At 72.3% G+C, this 26,144-nt stretch carries 24 protein-coding genes; 9 read left to right on the top strand and 15 right to left on the bottom strand.

Features of this window, described 5'->3' with window-relative positions:
* Nucleotides 1-122: 122 nt before the first annotated feature.
* Nucleotides 123-1,631: a glycosyltransferase family 39 protein gene (locus GA0070617_RS24515; RefSeq protein WP_229688639.1), complete on the bottom strand. Its 1,509-nt coding sequence runs from the start codon at nt 1,629-1,631 to the stop codon at nt 123-125.
* 507 nt (nt 1,632-2,138) lie between these two features.
* Here GA0070617_RS24515 and GA0070617_RS24510 point away from each other — a divergent pair.
* The 4 genes from GA0070617_RS24510 to GA0070617_RS24500 are packed head-to-tail and all read left to right on the top strand — an operon-like array spanning nt 2,139 to nt 5,636.
* Nucleotides 2,139-3,851, top strand: a complete 1,713-nt coding sequence (locus GA0070617_RS24510) for a nitrite/sulfite reductase (RefSeq protein WP_091447267.1) — start codon at nt 2,139-2,141, stop codon at nt 3,849-3,851.
* Entirely contained in the window at nt 3,848-4,006 is a 159-nt protein-coding gene (locus tag GA0070617_RS30790) for a hypothetical protein (protein WP_175440644.1), read from the top strand. Before GA0070617_RS24510 ends, GA0070617_RS30790 begins: the two co-directional genes overlap by 4 nt.
* 53 nt (nt 4,007-4,059) lie before the next feature.
* On the top strand, nt 4,060-4,821 hold the full coding sequence (locus GA0070617_RS24505) for a phosphoadenylyl-sulfate reductase (protein WP_229688642.1): 762 nt from the start codon (nt 4,060-4,062) through the stop codon (nt 4,819-4,821).
* A gap of 47 nt (nt 4,822-4,868) precedes the next feature.
* Nucleotides 4,869-5,636 carry a sirohydrochlorin chelatase gene (locus GA0070617_RS24500; RefSeq protein ID WP_091447263.1) on the top strand — a complete coding sequence of 256 codons (768 nt, stop codon included), beginning with the start codon at nt 4,869-4,871 and terminating at the stop codon, nt 5,634-5,636.
* Nucleotides 5,637-5,809: 173 nt separating this feature from the next.
* Here GA0070617_RS24500 and GA0070617_RS24495 read toward each other — a convergent pair whose 3' ends face one another.
* Nucleotides 5,810-6,067: a WhiB family transcriptional regulator gene (locus GA0070617_RS24495; RefSeq protein ID WP_007072794.1), complete on the bottom strand. Its 258-nt coding sequence runs from the start codon at nt 6,065-6,067 to the stop codon at nt 5,810-5,812.
* A gap of 451 nt (nt 6,068-6,518) precedes the next feature.
* Nucleotides 6,519-7,469, bottom strand: coding sequence for a diacylglycerol/lipid kinase family protein (locus tag GA0070617_RS24490; protein ID WP_091443261.1), 951 nt, complete (start codon nt 7,467-7,469; stop codon nt 6,519-6,521).
* A gap of 43 nt (nt 7,470-7,512) precedes the next feature.
* Between GA0070617_RS24490 and GA0070617_RS24485 the strand changes: the two genes are divergently transcribed.
* Nucleotides 7,513-7,917, top strand: a complete 405-nt coding sequence (locus GA0070617_RS24485) for a hypothetical protein (RefSeq protein ID WP_091443258.1) — start codon at nt 7,513-7,515, stop codon at nt 7,915-7,917.
* Here the strand turns inward: GA0070617_RS24485 and GA0070617_RS24480 are convergent.
* Together GA0070617_RS24480 and sodN are read right to left on the bottom strand one after the other, a co-directional pair.
* Complete coding sequence (locus tag GA0070617_RS24480) at nt 7,911-8,318, bottom strand: ATP-binding protein (protein ID WP_091447259.1); 408 nt, start codon at nt 8,316-8,318, stop codon at nt 7,911-7,913. The two genes, GA0070617_RS24485 and GA0070617_RS24480, sit on opposite strands and share 7 nt — an antisense overlap.
* A 157-nt stretch (nt 8,319-8,475) precedes the next feature.
* Entirely contained in the window at nt 8,476-8,880 is a 405-nt protein-coding gene (sodN, locus tag GA0070617_RS24475) for a superoxide dismutase, Ni (RefSeq protein WP_091443256.1), read from the bottom strand.
* Between the two features lie 85 nt (nt 8,881-8,965).
* On the opposite strand from sodN, the gene GA0070617_RS24470 reads away from it, so the two are divergent.
* The 3 genes from GA0070617_RS24470 to GA0070617_RS24460 all read left to right on the top strand — a co-directional run bounded on the left by GA0070617_RS24470 (nt 8,966) and on the right by GA0070617_RS24460 (nt 11,674).
* Nucleotides 8,966-9,316 carry a S26 family signal peptidase gene (locus tag GA0070617_RS24470; protein ID WP_091443254.1) on the top strand — a complete coding sequence of 117 codons (351 nt, stop codon included), beginning with the start codon at nt 8,966-8,968 and terminating at the stop codon, nt 9,314-9,316.
* A 140-nt stretch (nt 9,317-9,456) separates the two neighbouring features.
* Nucleotides 9,457-10,635, top strand: a complete 1,179-nt coding sequence (locus GA0070617_RS24465) for an NAD(P)-dependent malic enzyme (protein WP_091443252.1) — start codon at nt 9,457-9,459, stop codon at nt 10,633-10,635.
* A gap of 85 nt (nt 10,636-10,720) precedes the next feature.
* A complete protein-coding gene (locus GA0070617_RS24460; protein ID WP_091443249.1) occupies nt 10,721-11,674 on the top strand; it encodes a zinc-binding dehydrogenase in 954 nt (317 codons plus the stop codon).
* Nucleotides 11,675-11,739: 65 nt separating this feature from the next.
* Here the strand turns inward: GA0070617_RS24460 and GA0070617_RS24455 are convergent, their stop codons facing one another.
* From GA0070617_RS24455 to GA0070617_RS24435, 5 genes are all read right to left on the bottom strand, one after another.
* Nucleotides 11,740-12,705 carry an alpha/beta hydrolase family protein gene (locus tag GA0070617_RS24455; protein ID WP_091443245.1) on the bottom strand — a complete coding sequence of 322 codons (966 nt, stop codon included), beginning with the start codon at nt 12,703-12,705 and terminating at the stop codon, nt 11,740-11,742.
* Nucleotides 12,706-13,056: 351 nt separating this feature from the next.
* Nucleotides 13,057-13,965, bottom strand: coding sequence for an alpha/beta hydrolase family protein (locus GA0070617_RS24450; protein WP_091443243.1), 909 nt, complete (start codon nt 13,963-13,965; stop codon nt 13,057-13,059).
* A gap of 146 nt (nt 13,966-14,111) precedes the next feature.
* Nucleotides 14,112-15,230: an acetate/propionate family kinase gene (locus GA0070617_RS24445; RefSeq protein ID WP_091443239.1), complete on the bottom strand. Its 1,119-nt coding sequence runs from the start codon at nt 15,228-15,230 to the stop codon at nt 14,112-14,114.
* Nucleotides 15,227-17,296 (bottom strand): phosphate acetyltransferase, encoded by a 2,070-nt coding sequence (gene pta, locus GA0070617_RS24440; protein ID WP_091443236.1) that lies wholly within the window; start codon nt 17,294-17,296, stop codon nt 15,227-15,229. Before pta ends, GA0070617_RS24445 begins: the two co-directional genes overlap by 4 nt.
* Nucleotides 17,297-17,523: 227 nt before the next feature.
* Nucleotides 17,524-17,958, bottom strand: coding sequence for a hypothetical protein (locus GA0070617_RS24435; protein ID WP_091443233.1), 435 nt, complete (start codon nt 17,956-17,958; stop codon nt 17,524-17,526).
* A gap of 6 nt (nt 17,959-17,964) precedes the next feature.
* On the opposite strand from GA0070617_RS24435, the gene GA0070617_RS24430 reads away from it, so the two are divergent.
* The gene (locus GA0070617_RS24430) at nt 17,965-20,241 is read left to right on the top strand and encodes a bifunctional polysaccharide deacetylase/glycosyltransferase family 2 protein (protein ID WP_091443230.1); all 2,277 of its coding nucleotides are present in this window, start codon (nt 17,965-17,967) and stop codon (nt 20,239-20,241) included.
* A gap of 44 nt (nt 20,242-20,285) precedes the next feature.
* On the opposite strand, the gene GA0070617_RS24425 is transcribed toward GA0070617_RS24430, so the two are convergent.
* The 5 genes from GA0070617_RS24425 to GA0070617_RS24405 all read right to left on the bottom strand — a co-directional run bounded on the left by GA0070617_RS24425 (nt 20,286) and on the right by GA0070617_RS24405 (nt 26,083).
* A complete protein-coding gene (locus GA0070617_RS24425) occupies nt 20,286-21,332 on the bottom strand; it encodes a glycoside hydrolase family 6 protein (RefSeq protein ID WP_229688640.1) in 1,047 nt (348 codons plus the stop codon).
* 79 nt (nt 21,333-21,411) lie between these two features.
* Nucleotides 21,412-22,860, bottom strand: coding sequence for a hypothetical protein (locus GA0070617_RS24420; protein WP_091443226.1), 1,449 nt, complete (start codon nt 22,858-22,860; stop codon nt 21,412-21,414).
* A 125-nt stretch (nt 22,861-22,985) separates the two neighbouring features.
* A complete protein-coding gene (locus tag GA0070617_RS24415; RefSeq protein ID WP_091443223.1) occupies nt 22,986-24,308 on the bottom strand; it encodes a hypothetical protein in 1,323 nt (440 codons plus the stop codon).
* 126 nt (nt 24,309-24,434) lie between these two features.
* Nucleotides 24,435-25,868 carry a hypothetical protein gene (locus tag GA0070617_RS24410; RefSeq protein WP_091443220.1) on the bottom strand — a complete coding sequence of 478 codons (1,434 nt, stop codon included), beginning with the start codon at nt 25,866-25,868 and terminating at the stop codon, nt 24,435-24,437.
* Nucleotides 25,869-25,903: 35 nt separating this feature from the next.
* A complete protein-coding gene (locus tag GA0070617_RS24405) occupies nt 25,904-26,083 on the bottom strand; it encodes a DUF6104 family protein (RefSeq protein ID WP_091443218.1) in 180 nt (59 codons plus the stop codon).
* Nucleotides 26,084-26,144 lie beyond the last annotated feature (61 nt).

The raw sequence follows: 26,144 nt of genomic DNA, 5'->3' as shown, positions 1-26,144 counted from the left end.
TCCGCCCTCGCCACCGCCCCGGTCCGCTGGTCGGCTGCGGTCCGCTGGGTGGCCGCGGTTCGCTGGTCGGCTCCGCTCCGCTGGGTGGCCCCGACCGCTGGTTGGCCCGGGTGGCTGGTCGGTCAGGGCTGGCGGGTCAGGAGGGTCACGGTGAGGCCGGCCCGGGGCCAGACCTGGACCGTGGTGAAGTCGGCGCGTAGCGCGGCACCCTTCGCCCCGCCGACGGCGGCCAGCGGATCGGCCCGCCGTCCGGCGGTGACCAGCCACACCCGGTTCACCCCGGCCAGGCAGGTGGCGGGTTCACCGCACTCGTCGGCCCAGAGGTCCGCGCGCCGGGCCTGGTCACGGACCACCAGCACGTCGCGGGGCCGGGCCGGGCCCAGGTGGTACGCCAGACCGAGGTCGAGGAAGAGCCAACCGTCGCGTGGGGAGTAGACGACCGCGTCACCCGGACGTTGCCCGGCGGCGACGACCTGTGCCGCGCCCCGGTAGTCGACGGCGGCGCTCCTGGGCCACTCGTGGGTCCGGCGCAACGCCACCTGGTCGGGCAGACCCAGCAGCCCGACCAGGGCCACCACGACAAGCGCCGGCGGCAGCGTCGCCCCGACCGGTGGGGCTGAAAGATCGTGGAAGATGCTGGCCCCTGTGGGGGCTGTTTCCTTCCACGATCTTCTGGTCGGGGGGCGGGCGTCGACACCGGTGCCAGTGGACCCGGGACGGGTGGGATGGCCGGGGGCCAGGGTGAGCGCCGCGCCGGCCAGCAGGCAGCCGAACGGGACGGTGAAGAACAGGTACCGGGGCACCCAGAGCGGTACCACCAGGGCGACGGTGAAGAGCAGCAGCACCGGCAGGAGCAGGCAGGCAGCCGGGACCACGGCGCGCCGGCCGAACCGGACCGTGCCGAGCGCGGCCAACCCGAGCAGCAGCCCGCCGACCGCCACGCTCTGGGCGAGGCCACCGGGCAGGCTGGTCAGGTCGGTCCACCGGGCCGGATCCACCCAGTCGAGCTGACGACCCCGCTGCGCGCGGGCGGCCAACACCAGCGGGGCCACCCCCAGCACGGTCGGCACCAGCGCCAGCAACCAGCGCCCACCGTCGCGGCGGGATGCGACCAGCACCAACACCCCGTGCGCCGGCAGCAGGGTCAGCGCCACCAGGTGGGTCAGGCCGAGGGCGAGCACCGTCACGGCGTAGGCCAGCCACCGGCCCCACCCGGCCGGCCGCCGTACCGCCTCCACCAGCAGCAGGGTGGCCAGCACGGCGAGCAGGGTCGCCAGCGCGTACGGCCGGGCCTCCTGGCCGTACCGGGAGGTGCCGGGCAGCACCGCGAAGAGCAGTCCGGCGAGTAGTCCGGCCCGGGGGCCCACCAGCCGCTGTCCGAGTACGGTGGTCAGCCCGGCCGCCGCCGACACGGCCAGCGCCGACGGCAGTCGCAGGGCCGCCGTGCTGTCCCCGAACAGCATGATCCAGCCGTGCGTGAACAGGTAGTACGGCCCGGTGGCGGCGTCGATGTTGCCGGTCAGCCGGGCCAGGTCGGGCAGGCTCCGGCTGGCTGCGCTCCAGGTCGCCAACTCGTCCCGCCACGGCTGCGCCCGATCGATCCCGGTCAGGATGATCCCGAGGGTCAGCACCGTCGGCCAGAGCCACCCGGGAACCGCCCGCCAGGGGCCCGAACGCCGGCCGGAAGTGGGGCAGCGACCCGGAGGTGAGCCGGGCGAATCGGATTCTTCCGGTATGTCGCCCACGGCAGGAGCGTCGCACACCTGGTCCGCCCCGCGTCGGGGATGTCGGCAGCTCGCCCGTACCCGAATGGTTGATCATGGCGACGGTGGGTGCGGGCGGGATCTCCGCCCGTGATGTGGGATGGGACACCGGGTCCTTGGCCGGCGGAGTCCGGTTGTGGCAGCATGGGCGCATGACCGCCGCTGTCGTCCGCCGCTTCGTGGCTCGCCGCCACGTCGATTACGGCCGCGTACGCAGCGCGATCTGTCCGGCCTACTGAGGACGCCCGACCCACTCTGTCTCGGGTGCGTCCCGCGCCGGCCTGTCGAAGACACCGCCGTCACGGCCCAGCATGGGCCGGCCGCCGCGCCCGCGCCCCCACCGAGGCACCGCCCCAGACGATGGAGGACGCCGCGATGGCGGTCAGCAGCACCCCGGCCCGGTCCCAGGACCCGACGGCACCCAAGGCTCGGGCCCCCCGCCGGCCACGCGGGGAGGGGCAGTGGGCACTCGGCCACCGCGAGCCGCTCAACGCCAACGAGCGGACGAAGAAGGACGACGACCCGCTCAACGTCCGCGCCCGGATCGAGAACATCTACGCCCACGGGGGCTTCGCCTCGATCGACCCGGTCGACCTGCGCGGTCGGTTCCGCTGGTGGGGCCTCTACACCCAGCGCAAGGCGGGCATCGACGGTGGGCGTACCGCCGTGCTGGAGCCGCACGAGCTGGAGGACGAGTTCTTCATGCTCCGGGTCCGCATCGACGGCGGGCAGCTGACCGTGGCCCAGCTCCGGGTGCTCGCGGAGATCTCCACCGAGTTCGCCCGGGACACCGCGGACATCACCGACCGGCAGAACATCCAGTACCACTGGATCCGGGTCGAGGACATGCCGGAGATCTGGCGTCGGCTGGAGGCGGTCGGCCTGCAGACCACCGAGGCGTGCGGCGACTGCCCCCGGATCGTGCTGGGCAGCCCGGTCGCCGGGGTCGCCCGGGACGAGGTGGTCGACCCGACGCCGGCGATCGACGAGATCGTCCGCCGGTACGTCGGTGACAAGCGGTACTCCAACCTCCCCCGCAAGTTCAAGTCGACGATCTCGTGGCTGCCCGACACCCCGTACGAGGCCAACGACATCGCCTTCCTCGGGGTCGAGCACCCCGAGCACGGCCCCGGTTTCGATCTCTGGGTCGGTGGCGGGCTCTCCACCAACCCGATGCTTGCCAAGCGGCTCGGGGTCTGGGTGCCGCTGGACGAGATCCCGGACGTGTGGGCCGGCGTGGTAGGCATCTTCCGCGACTACGGCTACCGCCGGCTGCGTAACCGGGCCCGGTTGAAGTTCCTGGTCGCCGACTGGGGCGTGACGAAGTTCCGGGAGATCCTGGAAAAGGAGTACCTCGGCCGGACGCTGCTGGACGGCCCGGCTCCGCAGCTGCCGAGCAAGCCCCTCGACCACATCGGCGTGCACCCGCAGCGCGACGGGCGTAACTACGTCGGGGCCGCCCCGGTGGTCGGGCGGGTCTCCGGCACCCAGCTCGCCGAACTCGCCGATGCGGTGGCCACCCACGGCAGCGACCGGATCGCCTTCACCCCGTACCAGAAGCTCCTGGTGTTGGATGTCGCGCCGGAGCGGACGGAGTCCCTGGTCGGGGCGCTCCGCCAGATCGGCCTGGAGGCCCGGCCGTCGGCCTGGCGGCGCGGCACCATGGCCTGCACCGGCATCGAGTACTGCAAGCTCGCCATCGTCGAGACCAAGGCCCGCGGTGAGGAGCTGGTGGCCCGGCTGGAGGAACGGCTGCGTGAGTTCGACGCGGACATCTCCATCCACATCAACGGCTGCCCGAACGCCTGCGCCCGGACCCAGGTCGCCGACATCGGCCTGAAGGGGCAGCTGGTGGTGGGCCCGGACGGTCGTCAGGTAGAGGGCTTCCAGGTGCACCTCGGTGGCGGCCTGGGCATGGCGCAGGGGCAGACCGCCGGTTTCGGCCGCAAGCTGCGCGGCCTGAAGACCACCGCCGAGGAGCTTCCCGAGTACGTGGAGCGGCTGGCCCGTCGTTACCTGGCCGGTCGGACCGACGGCGAGACGTTCGCCAACTGGGTTGTCCGGGTCGACGAGGAGGAGCTGAGATGAGCGAGACTCGTTCCGCACCGCTGTACTGCCCGTACTGCGGTGAGGAGGACCTGCGGCCGAACGAGGCCGGACACGGCGCATGGGAGTGCCACGCCTGCGCCCGGGTCTTCACCGTCAAGTTCGCCGGCCTCCTCTCCCAGGCGGTGGCTCGGTGAGCGCGAGGAGTGAGCTTGCGAGCCCCGCAGTCGCGAACGGAAGACCAGCTCAGCTGAGTGCGGGGTTGGTGTCGGCGGCGGGGCTCGGGCTGGTCGGTCCTGGTGCCCGGCAGGATCCGGCCCGCCGCTCCGCGGCCGAGCTGCGGACGTTGGCCGAGACCGCCGGTCGGGAGCTGGAGGGGGCACCCGCGCTGGAGATCGCGCGGTGGGCGGCCGAGACCTTCGGCGACCGGTTCTGCGTGACCAGTTCGATGGCGGACGCGGTCCTGGCCCACCTGGTCTCCCGGGTCGCGCCCGGGGTGGACGTGGTCTTCCTGGACACCGGGTTGCACTTTCCGGAGACCCTGCGGGTCCGCGACGAGGTGGCCCGGCGGCTGCCGGTGAACGTCCGGTCGATCCGGCCCCGGCTCACCGTGGGGCAGCAGGACGGCGAGTACGGTCCGCGCCTGTTCAACCGCTCGCCGGACGACTGCTGCCAGCTGCGCAAGGTCGAGCCGTTGGAGCGGGCGCTCGGTGACTACGACGCCTGGGCCGCCGGCCTGCGTCGGGACGAGTCCCCGAGCCGGGCGAACACCCCGGTGGTCACCTTCGACGCCCGGCGGGGCCGGGTCAAGGTCAACCCGATCGCGGCCTGGAGCCAGGCCGACGTGGACCGCTACGTCGCCCGGTACGACATCCCGGTCAACGAGCTTCTTCGGCGCGGGTACGGCTCGATCGGCTGCTGGCCGTGCACCCGCCGGACCAAGGCGGGGGAGGACCCCCGGTCCGGCCGGTGGGCCATGTTCGAGAAGACCGAGTGCGGGCTGCACGTCTGACCGGCGACCCGGACCCGCCGCCGGGCGGGCCGCGCGGCACGCGACCGCTGCCCGGCGCCGTCCCACCTGCCGCGGGTCCACCGGGCGGGGCCGATCCGGTCCTGCTGGTGGCGCACGGCAGTCGGGATCCCCGGGCGGCCGAGGCGACCAGGGCGCTGGCCCGGGCGGTCGAGGCGGCCCGCCCCGGCCTGTCGGTGCTGCCCAGTTGGCTGGACCACACCGATCCGGGGCCGACCGAGGTGCTGCGGTCGTTGGCGTCCGCCGGATGCTCCCGGGCGGTGCTGGTGCCGCTGCTGCTGACCGCCGCGTACCACCGGCGGGTGGACATCCCGGCGGCGGTCGCCGCTGCCCGTGACGCCGGGGCGGCCCTGACGGTACGCCTGGCCGAGGTGCTCGGTCCCGCCGACGGCACGGTGGATCCGGCGTTGCTCGCCGCGCTCGACCGGCGGCTGGCGGAGGCGGAGCCGGGACGCTTCGACGCACTGGTGCTGGCGGCGGCGGGTACCCGGGACGCGTCGGCACGGGCGTCGGTGGGGCGGGTCGCGGCGGCCCTGGCGGCCCGGTTCGACGTGCCCTGCCGGGTGGCGTACGCCTCGGCCGCACCGCCGGCAGCCGGTGCGGCGGTGGCCCGGTTACGGGCGGCGGGGGCCCGTCGGGTGGCGGTCTCGGCGTACTTCCTGGCGCCCGGTTTCTTCCACGACGCCGTGGTCGAGTCGTCCCGGCGGGCCGGGGCGGTGACCGTGGCGGGCGCGCTCACCGACGTGCCGGAGTTGGCCGAGCTGGTGCTGCGTCGGGTCGACGCGACCGGTTCGTGAGGGCACGGTCACGCCGCGTCCGGTCGACGGTCGGCAACGCCGGTCCACGCGACGGTGGTCACACCACTACCGCTCGGTGACCCGGTGGCCACTTTCGGTGTGGCGGTGGACAGCGAAACGCCCCGGCCGGTTGGTCCGGCCGGGGCGTTCCGGGTTCGTCGTAGTGATACAGGTCAGGCGGAGTGAGCGCGCAGCACCCGGAGGCCACCGCGACGCTTCACGGCGCGGCGCTCCTCCTCGCTCATTCCACCCCAGACGCCAGCGTCCTGACCGGATTCCAGTGCCCACTGCAGGCACTGGTCGGTCACGGAGCAGCGCCGGCAGACAGCCTTGGCCTGCTCGACCTGCAGGAGAGCCGGTCCGGACGTCCCGATCGGGAAGAACAGCTCCGGGTCCTCGTCGCGGCAGACAGCATGGTGACGCCAGTCCATGGCGGCAACACTCCTCATTCTGGATGGGTGGCAGTGACGCTTGTGCTTTTTCCTATGCGTACGCAGTGCCGTCGGTGACGGTTCGCGGCCGTCAATGTGGCATTGCGTGAGCAGGCCTGTCGGTTGGTCGCTGGGACCTGCGCGGGGAGCTCGGAGGTGCAAGCTCGTCCCGGCCGCGGTCCCGGTGACTCAAGTTCGCTTGTGAATACTTTCACGAACTTACGCGATGTCAAGGGTGACGCTCGGAAAAACTCCGGGCGGTGAGCAAGCTCACGACGTCTTTGCCCGGTTTTGCGGTAGTTCTGATTACTCGGCGTGTAACAGTCGGGGGTCAATATAGTACAGTCTGCGAGACATCGTTGACATTTCCGGCACACCTGCCCTTCCCGGGATGACAGCCACAGCATCGACGCGGTCGGGCACCGCGTCGACCAAGGGCTGTACCCGAGACCTAGCAGATTACTCTCAGTGCGGCCGGAACGGATGTGAATCTAACTTTCTCCCGCTCGCCAAGGTAGTCCCCGTCCAGTTGAAAAGCCTGGGGGCGCGCCGAGACCAGGGTGAACTCCGCCTGGTCGTGCAGCCGGAGAACGTGTCGGCCCTGTGGATCGGGGTGTTGGGAGAGGAACTGCGTGACGGTACGTGTCGTGCTGGCAACGCGGAGCTGGCGTAGTGCCAGCACATCCAGCCCCAGATCGAACGACGCGGTCGGATTCGGGTTGATCTCCCGGTCCCCGACGTACGTCCACGGCGCGGTGTTCTGCACGATGACCGTGCCGAGCCCGCCCTCGGCATCCTCGCCCGGACGCTCCACCGCGATCGCCGGATGCCGGCGGTCCGAGTCGAGGAAGTACTGCTGGAGCATCGAGCGCAGGTACAACGTGGGGGTGGAGACCCGGCCCCGACGGCGGGCCTGCTCCACCCGGTGGATCACGGCCGCGTCGAGCCCGAAGCCGGCGCAGAAGGTGAAGTAGCGGTCGTCGGCCCGGCCGAGCCCGATCGTCCGGCTGCGGCCCAACCGCAGGCCCTCCAGGATCATGCTGGCGCCCTCGGACCACTCCCGGGGCAGCCCGAGCGCACGGGCGAAGACGTTTGTCGAGCCGCCCGGCACGGTGGCCAACGCCGGCAGCCGCTCCGCCGACGGTCCGCCGTCGGCCGAGGTCGCCGCCCGGGCCGCCATCAACCCGTTGACCACCTCGTTGACCGTGCCGTCGCCACCGAGGGTGACGACCAGCTCGATGCCTTCGTCGGCCGCCTCCCGGGCCAGGTCCGCCGCGTGTCCGCGGCGGCGGGTGTACCGCACCGAGAGATCGACCTCACTGCGCAGCGCCCGGACCAGAAGATCCCGACTGCGCTCGCTGGTGGTGGTGGCCTTCGGGTTGACCACCAGGATGGCCCGCATGGGCGGCACTGTACCGCGACCGCCCACGGGTATCGTGACGCGAGTGACCATCGACTCCGACGCGCTGCCTGGCACCCTCCGTTGGGCGTCCCGGCTGCTTCAGGCGGAGGCGGTGGCGCTCGGGTTGGTCGCCGGCTGGCTGGTCTGGGCCGACCTCACCGCCACCACCACCGACCTGACCTCGGCGCTGCTGGTGACCGCCTTCGCGATCGGCGGCGCCGCCGCGCTCTGGGCGCTCGGCTCGGCGCTGGCCCGTCGGCGCTCCGGCGCCCGCGCACCGGCCATCGTGCTGGAGCTGATGCTGCTGCCGGTCGGCTGGTACATGGTCCAGGGCGGGCTGGGCTGGCTCGGCGTACCGCTGATCGCCCTGGGTCTCGGCGTCTGCGGCCTGTTGCTGAGCACTCCCACCAACCGTGCCCTCGGCTTCGACCGGGAGCCGGATCAGTAGCCGGCGCCGCGCCGGGTCAGCAGGGAGATCGTCGCGCGCCCGCCGGCGGCCTGTGCCGAGGCCTCGGTGGTCAGTGCGGTGAGCACCTTCCACGCGAAGGACGACTCGGAGGGCAGCGCCGCCCCGCGTACCGTCGGCACGGTCACCTCGACGGTCAACGCGTCCTCGGTCACCGTGAAGCGGCACTCCAGCTCGGCGTCGCGGGTGGTGATGGCGAGCAGCATGGCGCAGGCCTCGTCCACCGCGATCCGCAGGTCCTCGATCTCGTCCAGGGCGAACTGCAGCCGGGCCGCGAGGCCCGCCGTCGCGGTCCGGAGCACCCCCAGGTAGCCCCCGTCCGCAGGCACGGTGAGGTGCACGATGTCGTCGTCGATGGTCGGTTGGCCGGTCAGTTGAGTCACCCTCATCCCCCCGGTCGGGGACTCTACCCGGTAGGTCGCGGTATTGCGTGGCGACGGTCACCCTCGTCCGTGCGGAGACGGTGGTGTGGGGCGCCGAAGACGACGGCCGGCACGCCCGACGGGCGTGCCGGCCGGAGGTCGGTCCGACGCGAAGGACTCAGGCCTTCTTGGTCTCCCAGAAGATCTTCGCGATCTCGTCGATCTTGGTCAGCAGCTCGTCGGCCTTGGCCGGGTCGGTGCCGCCCTTGGCGCCGGCGGCACCGGCCAGCTTGGTGGCCTCGTTGAACAGCTGGTGCAGGTGCGGGTACTTCTCGAAGTGCGGCGGCTTGAAGTAGTCGGTCCAGAGCACCCAGAGGTGGTGCTTGACCAGTTCCGCCCGCTGCTCCTTGATCAGGATCGCCCGGGTACGGAACTCCGGGTCGGTGTTCGCCTGGTACTTCTCGCAGATCATTTTGACCGACTCGGCCTCGATCCGGGCCTGTGCCGGGTCGTAGACGCCGCACGGCAGGTCGCAGTGGGCGCTGGCGGTTACGCGGGGTGCAAGGATGCGCGGAAGTCGCATCGGTTTCCTCCATGGGACGTTTGCGATGATCCAAGCTGACATTACTCCTGGAGATGCTCTCCAGCGGGGCGGAGGTGAAACCCCGATGCCTGTGGAGAACGGTGGTTCCGCACCCCGGCTGCGGGGGCTGCTGGTGCCCGTCGGGGTGCACGGGCCCTCCATGTCGCCGACGCTGCGCCACGGCGACGCGGTGCTGGTGCGGCCCGGGGGCCGACCCATCCGGCCCGGGGACGTCGTGGTCGCGGTCTTCCGCGCCCGACCGGACCTCCTGGTGATCAAGCGCGCGGTCCGCCCCCAGGACGGTGGCTGGTGGGTACGCGGAGACAACGACCTCGGCACCGACGACTCCCGCACGTACGGTGTGGCGGACGTACGGGGACGGGTGCTGGTCCGCTACTGGCCCCGGCCGGGGCGGATCGGCCGACTCCCGTTATGACCCTACTCACAACCTTGTCGGGCCGCTGACACTATGCTCGGCAGGTGTCCGGGTGACCCCCGCACCGCGCGCCGCCGCTCGTCGCCTCACCTCGTGCCCGCGCCGGCCGCCTCATCTGCTCGACAGATCCTGGAGTCACCATGCCTACGTCCTCCGTGGACGCCGCTGATCCCGTCTTCCGACTGCACGTCGGCGGCAAGCTCGCCGTCGCCTCGACGGTCCCCCTGACCAGCCGGGAGGACCTCTCCCTCGCGTACACACCGGGGGTGGCCCGGGTCTGCGCGGCGATCGCCGCCGACCCCGCCCTCGTCGACGACTACACCTGGGTGTCGCACACCGTCGCCGTGGTGACCGACGGGACCGCCGTACTCGGGATGGGTGACATCGGCCCCCGCGCCGCCCTGCCGGTGATGGAGGGCAAGGCGGTGCTCTTCAAACAGTTCGGCGGGGTGGACGCGGTGCCGATCTGCCTGGACACCCGGGACGTCGACGAGATCGTCGCCACGGTCATCGCGCTGGCCCCCTCCTTCGGCGGGATCAACCTGGAGGACATCAGCGCGCCGCGCTGCTTCGAGATCGAACGCCGCCTCGACGAGGCGCTGTCGATCCCGGTCTTCCACGACGACCAGCACGGCACCGCGATCGTCGTGCTGGCCGCGCTGCGCAACGCGGCGACCCTGCTGCACCGCAAGCTCGGCGACCTGCGGGTGGCGGTCAGCGGCGCGGGCGCCGCCGGCGTCGCGGTCACCCGGATGCTGGTGGCCGGGGGCGTCGACCCGGACCGGGTGGTGGTCTGCGACTCGCAGGGCATCATCGGCCGGCACCGCGACGGCCTCACCGAGACCAAGGCCGAGCTGGCCGCCACCACCAACGCCGAGGGCCGCCAGGGCGACATCACCGAGGCCCTGCGGGGCGCGGACGTGCTGGTCGGGGTCTCCGGCGGGCGGATCCCCGAGGCGGCGGTGGCCGGCATGGCCCCCGACGGCATCGTCTTCGCCCTGGCCAACCCGACCCCCGAGGTCGACCCCGAGGTGGCCGCCCGGCACGTCGCGGTGGTCGCCACCGGGCGCAGCGACCACCCCAACCAGATCAACAACGTGCTCGCCTTCCCCGGCGTCTTCCAGGGCGCGCTCCAGGCCCGCGCCACCCGGATCACCGACGCCATGAAGGTGGCCGCCGCCGACGCCATCGCCGCCGTGGTCGACGGCGAGCTGACCGCCGACGCGATCGTGCCGTCCCCACTGGACCCCCGGGTCGCCCCGGCGGTCGCCGCAGCGGTCGCCGAAGCCGCCCGCCGCGACCGCGTAACCCGCCCCTGACGTGTAAGGAAGGGCCCCCTGTTAACGCTTTCGGTATAGCAGGGGCCCCTTCTTAACCGCGGTCTGCCTTGTTACGGTCCGGGGCATGCGTGCTGCCTTCGCCTCCGGAACCGACGCCGACAACCCGCTCGCCGCCCTCACCGTCGGCGAGCGACCCGAGCCCGTGCACCCGGCGGACGACTGGGTGACCGTCGAGGTCCGGGCCAGCTCGCTGAACCACCACGACCTCTGGTCGCTGCGCGGGGTGGGGCTGCCGGCCGACCGGCTGCCGATGATCCTCGGCTGCGACGCCGCCGGCATCGACCCCGATGGCAACGAGGTCGTGGTCTACCCCGTGATCGCCGATCCGGGCGACCCGCGCGGCATCTCCATCCTCTCCGAGCGCTTCCCCGGTACCTTCGCCGAGCGGGTCGCCGTACCCCGGTCGAATCTGCTGGCGCTGCCGGCGGGGATGTCGCTCACCGACGCGGCGTGCCTGCCCACGGCCTGGTTGACCGCCTGGCGGATGCTGCGGACCGTGGGCCGGGCCGACGAGGCCGACGCGGTCCTGGTCCAGGGCGCGGGCGGCGGGGTCGCCACCGCCGCCGTCGCGCTCGCCGTCGCGATGGGCAAACGGGTGTACGCCACCAGCCGCGACGCCGCCAAACGAGAGCGCGTAGCCGAGCTGGGCGCGACCGCCGTGGAACCCGGGGCCCGGCTGCCGGAGCGGGTGGACGTGGTGGTCGAGACCGTCGGCGCGGCCACCTTCGACCACTCGCTGAAGTCCGCCGCGCCGATGGCCCGCATCGTGGTCTCCGGCGCCACCGCCGGCCACGAGCCGAAGGTCAACCTGCGCCGGGTCTTCGCCATGCGGCTGGAGATCCTCGGCACCTCGATGGGGACCCCCGAGGAGCTACGTGACCTGCTCGCCTTCTGCGCCGAGCGGAAGATTCAGCCGGTGGTCGACAGCGTCGTCCCGTTCAGCCGGATCGACGAGGCCTTCGCCCACCTGCACACCGGTCAGGCCTTCGGCAAGATCGTCATCGACCACCAGGCGTGACGGTCCCGCCCCGGGTGTGAGAAGGGTGCCCTTCTCGACCGTATGCGTTAAGCGGGGGCCCTTCCTTACAGGCGGTTGTCGAGGGTGGCCAGGTCGCCCCGGGCGGCTTCGGTGACCATCCGGCGTTTGGCCGCCTCGTCGCCGTAGAGGGACCAGCGGAGGAACTCGACTGTGGTGTCCGAGACCACCCGTAGCGTGTCGTCGTCGGAGAGCAGGTCGCGTCCGTGGTCGCCCTTGGGCAGGCTGAGCATGGCCTTCGGCCAGGGCACCTTGTCGTACACCGCCTTGCCGGCGGCGTACTCGACCACCTCGTCCAACTCGCCGTGCACGAACAACTGCGGGGCGGCCGCCCCGGCGAAGGCGGTGCCCACCCCGAGGGCGGTGCCGGCGAAGACCACCCCCGCGCCCAACCGCTCGTCCCGCCCGACGGTGAAGAGCCCGATGGTGGTCACCCCGCCCGCGGAGTGCCCGGCCGCCGCCACCCGGGCGGTGTCCAGTCGGCCCCGCAGCGCGTCACCGTCGCGGTCGTCCAACGCCAGCACCTCGTCCAGCACGTACGACACGTCGGCCGGCTGGTTGAGCACGTCCAGCACGTTGCCGGCGCTACCCCGACTGGTCTGCGGGAAGGTCGGCGCGGCGACCACGAAACCGGCCGCCGCCCAGCGGCTGAGCAGCTCCTGGTAGTCGTCCGGCTCGCCGCCCAGGCCGTGGCTGAACACCACCACCGGGAACTGTCCGGCCGCGGCGTCGGCGTCCCGGTCCGGCTCGCCGCCGGCCCGGCCCCGCGCCGGGTACCAGAGCTCCACCGGCAGCGCCCGGTCGTCCCGCTTCAGCTTGAGTTGGCGTACGCCGACCGCGTGGGTCCGGGTCGGGGCGGTCACGGCGGAGACCCGGGGCGTCGGGGTGGCCGCCGCAGCCGGCGGGTCGGCCGGCGCGGCCGGTGAGCGTGGCGGCTCCTCGGTCGAACAGCCCGCGACCCCGACGGTGAGCACGGCGGCGGTCAGTAGGGCACAGATACGGCGGGGAAACATGAGTCCGATTGTGCCTGGTGCCGACGGCACTTCGACGCGGCGTCGACAACGGGCCCCGGACCGGTTACTCATCGTGGCCAGCCCACCCGCGCCCACCGACTGCGCGTGCCGACCGGGCTGCGCGTGCCGACCGTGCTGCGCGGGCCGACGGCGGTGCGTGGGTCGACGGCGGTGCGCGGGCCGACCGTGCTGCGTGGGCCGACTGGGGTGCGTGGGTCGACGGGGGTGCGTGGATCGACGGCGGTGCGTGGGTCGACGGGGGTGTACCGACCGGCCGGGGTGCGCGGGCCGGCCGGCGGGCTGTGAGAAGGGTGCCCTTCTCGACCGTATGCGTTAAGAAGGGGCCCTTCCTTACCAGGTGGGGCGGGTGTCGTAGGTGGTTACGCCGGGGAGGCGGGCGTCGGTGGGTAGGCGGGTGCGGGCCGACTGGTCGCCGTAGAGCGTCCAGCGCAGGAAGTCGGTGGTGGTCGCCAGCACCTGGGCGAAGCCGGGACGACCGGGGTTGAGGTACTCGCCGTGGCCCTGCCCGAGCAGGCTCAGGAAGGCTGACGGGCCGCGTACCCGGTGGTGGGCGGCCCGGCCGACGGCCTCGGTGACGATCGGGTCGGCCGTGCCGTGGACGAACAGCATCGGTCGGGCCGGGCCAGTCAGGCTGCCCGGACGCGCGCCCCCGGCGATCACGATGCCGGAGCGCAGCCGCGCCGGATGCCCGGCGGTGAACATGCCGGCGGTGGTGTAACCCCCGGCCGAGTGGCCGGCCGCGCCGACCCGGGTGACGTCGAGGTGACCGGCCAACGGGTCACCGCGACGGGTGTTCAGCTGGCCCAGGTGCCGGATCACCCGCCAGGCGTCGGCCGGCTGGTGCCGTACGTCGGCGCGGTTGAACCGGGTCGCGAAGCGGTTGGTGTGCGGGTAGGCGGGGGCGGCGACCACGAATCCGGCGGCGGCCCACCGGCTGGTCAGCTCGGCGTGCAGCTCGGGCAGGCTGTGCAGGCCGTGGCTGTAGAGGACCACCGGGAACCGGCCGGTGGCCACCCCGGCCGACCCGCGGGGGTACCAGATGGTCACCGGCAACGGCCGGTCGGAGGTCGGGTCGAGGGTGAGGGTGCGTACCCCGACGGTGTACGTCCGCTCGGGCGAGTGCCCCGCCGGCAGCGCCTCGGCGGGTGTGCCGGTGACCACCCCGCAACCGGTCAACGCCGCCGCACCGGCGGTGAACAGTGCCGTCATCAGTACGGCGATCAGCCGCTTGCCCCCCATGGCCTCACGGTAGATCGCCGTGCGGCGGACGGTTCCCCCTTCCGGGTCGGCTGCGCTCAGCCACCCGGCCGGATCCGGCGCGCCCGGCCGGGCTTGCGGGGTCGGGACGGCCGGGTGCCGGGCGCGGTCGGTGGCCGTCGCCGTGGTCAGCCCTCGGCGGCCACCACGGCGCGGGTCTGTCGGGCGATCTCCCGCTCCTCGTCGGTGCCGATCACGCAGACCGTCACCTCGGCGTCGGCCGGGGAGATCACCCGGTCTCCGCTGCCGTCGTTGCGGCCCGGGTCGACGGTGATGCCGAGCCGGTCCAGGCCGGCCAGGGCGGCGGCCCGTACCGGCGCGGCGTGTTCACCCACCCCGGCGGTGAAGGTGACCGCGTCGACCCGGCCGAGCAGGGCGTAGTACGCCCCGACGTAGCCGGTGATCCGACGGCAGTACACGTCGAAGGCGAGGTTCGCGGCCGGGTCGCCGGCGGCCCGGCGGGACAGCACCTCGCGCATGTCGTTGACCCCGGTCAGGCCGAGCAGCCCGCTGCGGTGGTTGAGCAGGTCGTCGATCTCGTCGACGCCGAGTCCGGCCTCGCGGCGCAGGTGGAAGACGACAGTCGGGTCCAGGTCGCCACTGCGGGTGCCCATCACCAGGCCCTCCAGCGGGGACATCCCCATCGAGGTGGCCACGCTGCGCCCGCCGGCGACCGCGCAGGCGCTGGCCCCGTTGCCCAGGTGCAGGGTGATCGTGTTCACCTCGGCGTACGGCCGGTCGAGCAGTTCGGCGGTACGCCGGGAGACGTACGCGTGCGAGGTGCCGTGGAAGCCGTACCGGCGGATGCCGTACCGCTCGGCGACCTCGCGTTCGATGGCGTACGTGGCGGCCGACTCCGGCAGGGTGTGGTGGAAGGCGGTGTCGAAGACCGCCACCTGCGCCACGTCCGGCAGCACCCGACGGGCCTCGGTGATGCCGGCCAGGTTGGCCGGGTTGTGCAGCGGGGCCAGCGGCACCAGTTCGGCGATCCCGGCGAGCCCCTCGTCGTCGACGAGCACCGGCTCGCTGAACCGCCGCCCCCCGTGCACCACCCGGTGCCCGACCGCGCTCAGGCCGGTCAGGTCCAGCTCGGTGAGGATCTGCCGGACCGCCCCGGCGTGGTCGGCCGGTCCACCGCCGGGCTCACCGATCCGCTCCACGGTGCCCCGGTCGACCACCGTGTCACCGTCGTAGAGCCGGTACTTGACCGATGACGATCCGCTGTTGAGCACGAGTACCCGGCTCACGACGACGCCTCCCCGGCGGCCTGGATGGCGGTGATCGCCACCGTGTTGACGATATCGGGCACGGTCGCGCCCCGGGACAGGTCGTTGACCGGGCGGCGCAGGCCCTGCATGACCGGGCCGACCGCGACGGCACCGGCCGAGCGCTGCACCGCCTTGTACGTGTTGTTGCCGGTGTTGAGGTCCGGGAAGATGAAGACCGTGGCCCGTCCGGCGACCGGGCTCTCCGGCAGCTTCGTCGCCGCCACCTGCGGGTCGATCGCCGCGTCGTACTGGATCGGGCCGTCGACCAGCAGCTCCGGGCGGCGTTGCCGGACCAGCGCGGTGGCCTCGGCGACCTTCTCCACGTCGGCGCCCGCCCCGGAGCTGCCGGTGGAGTAGGACAGCATGGCCACCCGGGGCTCGATGCCGAACCGGGCGGTGGTGTCGGCCGAGGAGATGGCGATGTCGGCGAGCTGGGCGGCGTCCGGGTCGCGGTTGACCGCGCAGTCGCCGTAGACCAGCACCCGGTCGGCCAGCAGCATGAAGAAGACGCTGGAGGCCACCGAGACCCCCGGCACGGTACGGATGATCTCGAAGGCCGGGCGGATGGTCGCGGCGGTGGTGTGGGTGGCCCCGGAGACCATGCCGTCGGCGCGTCCGGCGGCCACCATCAGGGTGGCGAAGTAGTTCGGTTGGGCGACCCGGTCGTGGGCCAGCTCGGCGGTGACGCCCCGGTGGGCGCGCAGCTGTGCGTACCGCTCGGCGAACTCGTCGCGCCACGGGCTGGTCACCGGGTCGACCAGGGTCGCGCCGCTGATGTCGACGCCCAGCTCCCGGGTTCGCCGGGCGATGTCGTCGGGTCGGCCGAGCAGGGTCAGCTCGGCCACTCCCCGGCGCAGCAGGATCTCCGCCGCGCGCAGCACGCGTTCCTCGGTGCCCTCCGGCAGCACCAGGTGGCGGCGTCGGGCGCGGGCCCGGTCGATCAGGTCGTACTCGAACATCAGCGGGGTGACCCGGGCGGAGCGGGTGACCCGCAGCCGGCGGGCCAGGTCGTCGGTGTCCACGTGGGCCTCGAAGGCACCGAGCGCCGCCTCCACCTTGCGCGGGTTCGCCGCGCTGGGGCGTCCCTCGATCCGGCTGGAGGCGGCCACCGTGTCGTAGCTGTCGCTGGGCACGCTGAGTACCGCGAGCCCGGTGGCCATCCCGTCGAACAGCCGCATCGCCCGGGGATCCGGTCGCTCACCGAGGGTGAGCACCAGGCCGGCCACCGACACCTGACCGGCCACGTGCGCGGCGCTCGCCGCCACCAGCAGGTCGTCCCGGTCGCCCGGGGTGATCACCAGACAGCCGTCGGTGAGGTGGTCCAACAGGGTCGGTACGTGTGCCGCGCCCACCACGTAGTCGAGCACGTCCCGGCCGAGCGCGGCCTCGTCCCCGGCGAGCAGGGTGGCACCGAGCGCCGTGGCCACCTCGGCCACCGTCGGCGCCGAGACGACCGGAACCTCGGGAATCGCGTACGCCGGCACCGGCAGGTCGGGCATGGCCATCGGCTCGGGCACCCGGTTGGCGATCACCGCCAGCACCGTCGCCCCGAGGTCCACCAGATCGTGGTACGCCCCCCGGGCCGCCGCCGCGATCGCCTCCGGCGACTGGCCGTACCCGTCGACGACCGGCACCACCACGCTGCCGAACTCGACCGCCAGCCGGGCGTTGAAGGCCAGCTCCCGGGGGCCGGCCCCGTCCCCGCCGTCGGCGAAGTCACTGCCCACCACGACCACGGCCGGGCAGCCTCGCTCGACCTCGCGGTACCGCTCGACGATCCGCGAGATCAGCTCCTCCCGTCGCCCCTCGCCGACCAGCGCCGTCGCCTGGGCGTAGCTGGTCCCGGCTGGATCGGGGGTTGTAACGTCCAACCGGTAACGGTCGCTGAGCAGGGCAAGGATGGGATCCGGCTCGGTGCTGGAGACCAACGGTCGGAACGCGCCGATCCGCTCCACCTGTCGGGAGAGCAGCTCGGCCAGACCGAGTGCGATGGTCGACTTTCCGCCGCCGGAACCCACGCTGGTGAGGTAGACGCTGCGGGCCACGCGGCCAACCTACTAGGTCCGGGTGGTCACCGCCGGCTCACCGTTAACGAGCGCGAAACGCCGTTTGCGCATGTCAGACGGGACACATGAGGGAGAATACGAAAGTTATTCACGTTTAGACTCGCTGGCGTGGAGGGACCAACACAGATCATCCCCGTCGCCCCGGAACCACCCCCGGTCTTCGTCGACCCGAGTGGACGCCGCCGGCGGTGGCTGCGGCGGACCGCCTACGCCCTGGGGCTGGCCGGGGTGGCGTACACCGCGATGGTCGGGGTCAGCTTCGCCGGTGGGCCGATCAGCCCGGAGAACATCATCCCGTTCGTGGAGGAGCCCGCCGAGCCCTGGCAACCGCCCCCACCGCTGGTGCCCGCCGCCGAGCCGTCCTCCGAACGGGCCACCCCCTCCCGCGCGCCCACCGCTGTCGCGCCCCCGCTGCGACCGGCACCGACCCGCGCCCCCAGCCCCTCCGCGACGCCGACCTCCCCGACGCCGTCGGCGAGCCCCTCCCAGGCCACCCCGAGCCCCCGGCCCAGCAGTCCCCGACCGAGCAGTCCCCGGCCCAGCGGCACCGCTTCGCCGAGCACCTCGCCGACGACCAGCCCGGCGCCGCCCTCCCCGTCCGCATCGACCGAGGAGCCACCCGGCACCGGTGAGGCGACCACCCCCTGATGAGTCAGCCCCGTCCCGGCCCACCGCAGCGCCCCACCCGCCACTTCCGACCGCTCCCGCTCAGCCGACCGATCAGCCGTGCCCGGCGGTACGTGCCCCGGCCGAGCTGGACCGTCTTCGCGATGGTCTTCGTCGTGCTCGGCGGCATCCTCTTCGTGGAGGCGTACGCCAACGGCTCGTTCATCCCCGACTACCGGGCGGAGAACACCACCGGCAGCGGCCAGGACGACGTCCCCACCGAGCTGCTGCAGGGCGGGCCGATCGTCAACACCACCGCCGACCGTCCCCAGTCGTACCGGCTGCCGGCGCGCACCATCGCGCTCACCTTCGACGACGGGCCGGATCCGCGCTGGACCCCCGAGGTGCTCCGGGTCCTGGACAAACACCAGGTGCCCGGCACCTTCTTCGTCCTCGGCAACCAGGTGGTACGCAATCCGGAGCTGGTCCGCACGCTGGCCGACGGTGGGCACGAACTCGGGGTGCACACCTTCACCCACCCGCACCTGACCGAGATCCCCGGTTGGCAGCGCCGGATGGAGTACACCCAGACCCAGCTCACCATCGCCGGGGCCACCGGCATCCGGAGCAACCTGCTGCGGTTCCCGTACTCCTCGCGGGCGGACGCCTTCGTCGACCAGGACTGGCCGCTGTTGCAGCAGGCCGGTGAACTCGGCTACCTGACCATCGTCAACGACCTGGACAGCCGGGACTGGGAGCGCAACGGCCCGGACGCGATGATCGCCGCCGCCACCCCGGCCGGCTACTCCGGCGCGGTCACCCTCTGGCACGACTCCGGTGGCGACCGGTCGCAGACCGTCGAGGCGCTCGACAGGTACATCCCGTTGATGAAGGAGCGGGGCTACCGCTTCACCACGGTCAGCGGCGGGCTGGACCTGGCGCTGGCCGAGGCGGGCGCCACCGGCGGCACGGGCGGCCCGACCGCCGCCTCGGCGGGGGAGCGGTGGCGCGGCCAACTGCTCATCCGGGCGGTCCAGGGGGCGGATGCCCTCTTCGTGGTCTTCGGCGTGCTCTTCGTCGTCGTCGGTGTGCTCACCATCGGGCGTACCGTGCTGTTGTTCCTGCTGGCTATCAGGCACGCCCGCCGACGCCGCCGGCGGGACTTCTCCTGGGGCAGGCCGATCACCGAGCCGGTCTCGGTGATCGTGCCGGCCTACAACGAGAAGGAGGGGATCGCGGCGGCGGTCCGCTCGCTGGCCGCCGGCGACCATCCCGGCGGGATCGAGGTGGTGGTGGTCGACGACGGCTCCACCGACGGCACCGCCGACATCGTCGCCGGCCTCGGACTGCCGAACGTCCGGGTGGTCCGCAAGCCCAACGGCGGCAAGCCGAGCGCCCTGAACACCGGGGTCGCCCTGGCCCGGCACGACCTGATCGTGATGGTCGACGGCGACACCGTCTTCGAACCCGACGCGGTCCGCCGCCTGGTCCAGCCCTTCGGGGACCCTCGGGTGGGCGCGGTCGCCGGCAACGTCAAGGTCGGCAACCGGCGCAGCATGATCGCCAAGTGGCAGCACATCGAGTACGTCATCGGCTTCAACCTCGACCGTCGGCTCTACGAGACGCTGCGCTGCATGCCCACCATCCCCGGGGCGATCGGCGCGTTCCGCCGCGAGGCGCTGGAGTACGCCGGCGGCATGACCGACGAGACCCTCGCCGAGGACACCGACATCACCATGGCGCTGGGCCGGGCCGGCTGGAAGGTCGTGTACGAGGAGAGCGCCCGCGCCTGGACCGAGGCGCCGACCAGCCTCGGCCAGCTGTGGAAACAGCGGTACCGGTGGAGCTACGGCACCATGCAGGCGATGTGGAAGCACCGCCGATCGGTGCTGGACCGGGGCGCGTCCGGTCGGTTCAGCCGCCGGTGCCTGACGTTCCTGACCCTGTTCGGGGTGCTGCTGCCGCTGACCGCCCCGGTGATCGACCTGCTCGCCATCTACGGCCTGCTCTTCCTGGACCGCTCCGCGACGGCGCTGGCCTGGCTGGCAATGCTCGGCCTGCAGTTCCTCACCGCGATCGTGGCGTTCCGGCTGGACAGGGAGAAGCTCGGCGTGCTCTGGGTGCTGCCGTTGCAACAGTTCGTCTACCGGCAGCTGATGTACCTGGTGCTGCTCCAGTCGGTGGTCACCGCGCTCAGCGGCGGCCGGCTGGGCTGGCAGAAACTCAAGCGGACCGGCCTGGAGGGCAACGCCGGTGCGGTCGGAACACCGCCGCCCCCGGGGTTGCCGGCCGCTGGGGTCCGACCGGTCTCCCGGTAGGGCGCAGCTGCCTCCCCGGCAGGTTCAGCTGCCTTCCGCGAGGGTCAGCTGGCGGGGTGATCGGCGAGGTCCAGGGCGTACCGGGGCCACCAGGTGCCGATCTCGGGCTCGCCCGGGCGGCAGGCGCCGTCGGACTCGCCGGGGTACTTGATCCAGAGCAGGGCGTCGACCCGGTCCAGGCCGGTGCGGGTGGTCGGCTCTTCGCCGAGCGCCCGCCCCGGCGGATTGCACCAGCTCGGTGCGCCCTTCACCGTCCGACCCGGGTACGGGCCGTTGCCGTTGCGGCTGGTGTCGATCACGAAGTTCGCCGTACCGCCCAGCGCGTCGCTGAGCCGGTGACCGTAGGCGACGTTCTCCGCCGTGGTGCCGAAGTTGGCCACGTTGAGGGCGAACCCGTCGGCCCCGGCGACGCCGGCCCGGTCCAGGGCCGCCGCCAGCTTCGTGCTGTCCCGCACCCACCCCGGGTGTCCGGCGTCCAGGTAGACCCGGGCGCTACCGGTGCTGCCGAGCACCGCCACCGCGTCGCGGAGCAGGGCCAGCCGCTCGTCGACGTCGGCCACGCACCGGTCGACCGCGTCCGGCACCGCCCCCGGTTCGAGGATCACCGTGACCGGACGGCCCCGTACGCCGCCTGCCAACTCCCGGATCCACCGCTGGTACGCCTCGGCCGTCTCGGCGCCCCCGTAGCCCTGCCGGCCGCAGTCGCGCTGCGGCAGGTTGTGCGTCACCAGCACCGGAGTCTGGCCGGCGCGGGCCGCGCCGGCCAGGTACGCCGACACCTCCTCGGTCACCGCGCCGGAGTCACCGACCAGCCACCGCGCGGTCGGCCGGGTGCTGATCCGCCGGAGCGCGGCGGCGTCCGTGGCCCGGCCCCGCCGCTCCCACTCGGTGACCTGTCCGGCCGCCGCGTTGTCCGGATCGACGTAGAGGATCGGCGGTAGCGGTGCCGGTGAGGTGGCGGCCGTGGACCGCTCGGCCACCGGCCCGCCGTCCGCCCCGGTGCCGCAACCGGCCACCAGCGCGGTCAGCGCGACCGCGGTCAGCAACGCCGTCCGACCGGTCCGGGTGGGCAGGGACGGGCGAGGGGACACGGCCGTCACGGTACCTGCCGCATCCGTCCTGGTGAAGACGGGTGCCAGAGTTTCGGGAACCGCGTTCCACCGGACCGTCCTACCCTGGCCGCTGCCCCCGACCCCCCTGCTGGCTCGGCGGTGACCAGTTAGCGGGCGGCTGCCAACTGCTGCCACCCTGCTGTTGACTCGGTTGGCCGGTCTGGGACTGGAGGTAGGCCAACGTCTGGGCCGGGGTCCAGCTCGTGGCGGTTTGGTGGCCGGGTGCCGGATAGCCGGTGTAGGTAGGTGCGTACTGGGGTTGTGGTGACTGGAGGGTGGCCGAGTACTGCACCTGATTCCACGCCGCCGTGCTCTGCTGCGGAGTCGTCGCGAACTGTGCCGCCAACGGGGCGGCTACGGGCTGACCGAAGTTGTTGGCGGCGGTCAGGCGCAGGTTGTCCTGGGTCAGCGCCCGGCCCTGGCCGGCGGAGCTGGGAGGGCTGTGGAAGGCGTGCTGCACGTCGTACACGTGTCTGGCGTACGGCAGGTCCGCCGTCGAGTTCACCCCCGCCGGCGGATTGGCGGGTTGAACGTGACGGGCGTTCACCCAGCTCCAGTTGATGCGCTGCGTCGCCTTCGCCGCGTAGTCCTTGCCGGTCGCCTCACGCTGATACTCGTCGTCGTAGGCGTGCGGTTGTGCCATCGAGTAGTTCAGCGCGCCGGTCACGGTCGGCGTCTTCGACCACGGTTCGACGTAGACCGACTCGGGGTGGTTCGGTGGCCCGACCACCAGCACCACGTGGTCACGTCGCGCGCTCGACGGGCCCGCCGGTTCCGCGAAGTCCTTGATCGTGATCAGATCCCCGGCCTTGTGGCGCCGGTCGTAGAGATCCCGGTGGGCCGCGACGAGCAGGGCCGCCGTCAGTTCGGAACAGGCCGCCTCCCGGTAGTGCCGGGACAGCAACGCGGTCTGGCCGTACTCGACCTCGACGCTGGACGTGTCGCGCCTGGCGTCGGCGTTGCGCACCAGTTTGTACAGCGTGCCGAGGCTCTGGCCGGAGGTCTGTTCGAAGCGTGGCAGCTGGTTCGCCACGTTCACCTGGCTTCGCAGCTCGGTACAGGCCTGGACACCCCAGGCCCGGCGCCCGTCCCGGAGCGCTCGTTCCCGTGACTCGACCTCCGCAAGGAGGGCGTTCGCGCGGGACAGACCGGTGCGTTGGGCGTCGTTGATCCAGGTACCCGGCTGGTGGGCCCAGGTGTTCGCGTAACCGACGTACTTCTGCAGGTCGGCGTAGATGGTGGAGTATCCGCGCTGGTAGGACTCGAATCTCGTCGACTCCTCGGAGCCGAAGTCCGGGCGGTCGTCGGAGGTTCGATCGCGCATCTCGACGACGAACTGGTACCGGCGGACGGCCTGCCGGAAGTTGTCTCGCCACTGCTGGTTCTCGGTCAGCGCGTCGAACGTCTCGGGCAGACCGTCACTGAGGAGGAGCCGGTGCAACTCCTCCCGCCGGTCGTTGAGTTCGTCCTGTAGCTGTGGGATCTGATCCGGTCGTGGTACGGGCACGTCGCTCCCCTGATGTGCGCTCCGTCTCGTGCGACAACCCGTTCTCCGCCGCGTTCGAGCCGCTCGCACGAATGACTGTCACGGTGATGACGGTTGATTGTCCGGTTCGGTTCAGTGCGGCGTGTTCACCTGCGCTGCGGGGCAGCCGGGGGAGACGGGGTGCCGCGGTGGCCGGCCGGGGCGGCGGTACCGCTCGGAGTGGGCGCCGGTTGCCAGGACAGGGCGGACCCGGCCACCTGAGCCACGGTCGGTGGCGGGTGACCCGCCACCAGTGCCGGGACCGGTGGGACGAACGAGAACCGCGGGTCCCGATTCAGTGACATGAGCAGGGCCCCCGGGGACAGGGCGATACCGAAACGCGGGTCGTCCCGCCGGTCGTAGTAGGCGTGATCGACGGCGTAGACGTCGGCGGCCCCCACGTAGTGCCGGGCGTCCTGGCGGTTCGCCAGCGGGTTACGCAGGTCGGCGGGGGGCGCATTCCGCCGCAGCCACTCGTGGTCGAGATACTGCTCGGCCTCGGTCAGCAGGTCACGCCCGAGCGCCGTACGTTGGTACGTGGAGGCGGCGGCGTGCACCTGCTCCCAGGAGTAGTTGAACGCGCCGGTCACCGTGGGAGTCCTCGTCCACGCCTCAACGGCCACCGACTCGGGACGGTCCGGATCGCCGAGGAACAGCACCCCGTGTTGGCGGCGGCCGGTGCGGTGCACGGGATCGAGGACGTCCAGGATTTTCTGGGTCAGCAGGTCACCGATTCGGCGCTCCTGGTCGTACAGGATTCGATGGGCCATGGTGAGGCCCAGGGCCACCACCTCATTGCAGTTGGCCTCCCGGCAGTACCGCGACAGGTACGCCCACTGGCCGTATCTGATCTCCTGGTCCGGCGCGGCAAGCTGGGCCAGCTGGTCCCGTACGTAGAACCGGAGCGTGACCCCACTGCGTCCCTCGGTCTCGCTGAAGTGGTCCACCTGGTTGGTCAGGTGGACACGGTCGCGTATCCAGTGGGCGATGACGGTGCCGGCGGCGATCCGGGCCTGCTGGAGGGTGCCCTCCTGTTCCCGGATCGACCGGAGCCGGTCGCGCACCTCGGCGAGGAGCGGGAGTTCCCCACCGCCGTCGCCGGCTGTCGCCCGCTGGTGGGCGGCCTCGACGGAGGTCCCTACGGTGTCGAAGGTCTGCTGGTAGCTCCGCTTGATCCGTTCGAGCCGGATCGACCCGGGATCATGTGGGGTGAACCGTTGCCGCGACGGGCGTTCCCACATCTCGACCAGGCACCGGTAGTCGTCCAGGCTCCGGGTGAACTCGTCCAGGTGGGCCGGATCGTCTACCTGTTCCGCCACCAGCGCGGAGACCTTCCGGTCGAACAGGATCTGGTGCAGGGAGTCCCGGGCCTCGTCGAGCACCTGCTGGTGGTGGGCGATCTGGTCCGGCCGAATGGTGTCCTGCGGCATGTCGCTGCTCCCGGTGTCGGCGATTGGACGGTGACGCTTTCGCGGCACCTGGGAGGGTTGACGGCTCCACCGCCGGTGCGGTTCAGCAGACGGCAGGTCCCCGGCCCGGACACCTGGTGATCCGTCTCACCGTCGTGGAGCGGGCCGGGGTGCCGAGGTGTGCCGGCGCAGGCGGGCGAGTACGTCGGCGGAGAGGGCGAAGTCGTCGGGCGGCGAAAGGGTGGCCTCGGCGGGCGCCGCTGGCCGGACCCGGCGGTCGAGGTAGGCCAGCACCTGGGCCAGGCCCTGATTCGTGTCCTTCGGCGTCGGGGGTAGGGGGACCGGAACGTCCAGGAAGCCGGGCACCGGAGGGCCGCCCGCCGCAGTGGCGGTGGGCGGAGGCGGGACCACGGGCTCGCCGCGCAGTTGGTCCCGGCCCGGGGTGAGAAGTGCCTCGATCGTCAACGCCCGCCCGGCCCGCGGGTCGTCGCGTCGATCGTGGTACGCGTGTCTGACCTGGTAGACGTCCCGGACGGCGGGACTGGCGAGCACGGCCGTCTCGGCGACCGAGGCGGCCCGTGGCAGGTCCGGCTTCGGGTGTGCGGCCAACCAGGCATGGTTGAGGTAACTGTCGCGGGCCTCCCGCTCGTAGTCCCGGCCGTCGGCCGGAGCCAGGTCCTTAAACCGGAACGCGTGCGACTGCTCGACGGAGTGGTTGAGCGTGCTGGTCACCGTCGGCTCCGCCGTCCACCCGTCGACAGCCACCGATCCGGGGTGGTACGGCAGACCGAACGAGACGTAGGCGTGGCCCCGTCGGGTCTCCGGCCGGCCCTGCCACTGCACCATGGTCGCCCGCAGGGCGATCTGGTCACCGATGCGGCGGTGGGGGTCGTAGAGTTCCCGGTGCGCCGCGCAGAGGACGATGTTCGCGATCTCGTCGCAGAACGCCTCACCGTACGTCTTGGCCATGGCCGCGCGCTGGCCCGTCACGAGGTGCCGCTCCGCCGGTATCCTCGGCACCGGTCTGACCGCTTCCGGATTCCGGACGTACCTGCTGAGGACCAGCAGGCAGGCACCGCCGGTCTCGCGGAACCGGTCTGACTGGTTGGCCCGGCCGATCCCACTCAGGTGCTCCTCGACGGTGCGTCTGGCGAAGGCGGACCGGGACTGCTCCAGCTCCACCGTCTGCTGGTCGAGGTGGCGCAGCGCCTCGCCGGCGTCCCGCAGGATCGCCAGCCGCCAGGGGTCGAAGGACTCCGTCCGCCGGGCCCGGTCGTACGCCATCTCCAGGGCGGTACGGAGGTGGTCGAGGATCGTGGTGTGCTCGCGTTGGCAGATGTCGAAGGCCAGTGACTCCTCGGAGAACAGCACCGGAGGCGCAACGATGGAGCGGAACCTCAGCTCCGCCGCGAACCGGTACATCCGCAGCGCGTCGCGGGACCGGTCCCGCAGCTCCGCCGGCTCGATCAGCATCGCGAACAGCTCGGACAGGTCCTCGCCGCGGGCGAACTGGTCGAAGCTCTCCTGCATCGCCTCCAGCCGCTGCTGCTGGAAGGGGATCTCACGGGGGCTCAGCGGCATCGATCCTCCCACCGGCGACGGGGCTCGGTCACAGGCTAGTCGTCGTCGGGGTCGTCGAGGCGGGCCAGCCAGGTGGCGAAGCGCTCGATCGGGGTCTCGAACTCCGGGTTCAGGTCGACGAAGTCCCGCAGCCGCTCGCCGAGCCACTCCAGGGCGACCTCCTCGTCGCCCCGGCGCTGGACCAGCTCCTCGATGCCACGGTCGGTGAAGTACATCGGTTCTCCTCGGACAGGCCGCTGGGGCGGGCCACCGGATCGGCGGCCCGCCCCAGCGGGC

Origin of the sequence: Micromonospora yangpuensis (assembly GCF_900091615.1) — a bacterium.
Lineage (GTDB): Bacteria > Actinomycetota > Actinomycetes > Mycobacteriales > Micromonosporaceae > Micromonospora > Micromonospora yangpuensis.
Note: the sequence above shows the minus strand (reverse complement) of the source record. Positions and strands in the feature narration are given on the sequence as shown.

Excerpts from the sequence above, each read along its gene's own strand:
- GA0070617_RS24510 (WP_091447267.1), top strand. The coding sequence starts at position 2,139 with ATGGCGGTCAGCAGCACCCCGGCCCGGTCCCAGGACCCGACGGCACCC.
- GA0070617_RS30790 (WP_175440644.1), top strand. The coding sequence starts at position 3,848 with ATGAGCGAGACTCGTTCCGCACCGCTGTACTGCCCGTACTGCGGTGAG.
- GA0070617_RS24495 (WP_007072794.1), bottom strand. The coding sequence starts at position 6,067 with ATGGACTGGCGTCACCATGCTGTCTGCCGCGACGAGGACCCGGAGCTG.
- GA0070617_RS24490 (WP_091443261.1), bottom strand. The coding sequence starts at position 7,469 with ATGCGGGCCATCCTGGTGGTCAACCCGAAGGCCACCACCACCAGCGAG.
- sodN (WP_091443256.1), bottom strand. The coding sequence starts at position 8,880 with ATGCGACTTCCGCGCATCCTTGCACCCCGCGTAACCGCCAGCGCCCAC.
- GA0070617_RS24470 (WP_091443254.1), top strand. The coding sequence starts at position 8,966 with ATGCCTGTGGAGAACGGTGGTTCCGCACCCCGGCTGCGGGGGCTGCTG.
- GA0070617_RS24465 (WP_091443252.1), top strand. The coding sequence starts at position 9,457 with ATGCCTACGTCCTCCGTGGACGCCGCTGATCCCGTCTTCCGACTGCAC.
- GA0070617_RS24460 (WP_091443249.1), top strand. The coding sequence starts at position 10,721 with ATGCGTGCTGCCTTCGCCTCCGGAACCGACGCCGACAACCCGCTCGCC.
- GA0070617_RS24455 (WP_091443245.1), bottom strand. The coding sequence starts at position 12,705 with ATGTTTCCCCGCCGTATCTGTGCCCTACTGACCGCCGCCGTGCTCACC.
- GA0070617_RS24450 (WP_091443243.1), bottom strand. The coding sequence starts at position 13,965 with ATGGGGGGCAAGCGGCTGATCGCCGTACTGATGACGGCACTGTTCACC.
- GA0070617_RS24430 (WP_091443230.1), top strand. The coding sequence starts at position 17,965 with ATGAGTCAGCCCCGTCCCGGCCCACCGCAGCGCCCCACCCGCCACTTC.
- GA0070617_RS24415 (WP_091443223.1), bottom strand. The coding sequence starts at position 24,308 with ATGCCGCAGGACACCATTCGGCCGGACCAGATCGCCCACCACCAGCAG.
- GA0070617_RS24410 (WP_091443220.1), bottom strand. The coding sequence starts at position 25,868 with ATGCCGCTGAGCCCCCGTGAGATCCCCTTCCAGCAGCAGCGGCTGGAG.
- GA0070617_RS24405 (WP_091443218.1), bottom strand. The coding sequence starts at position 26,083 with ATGTACTTCACCGACCGTGGCATCGAGGAGCTGGTCCAGCGCCGGGGC.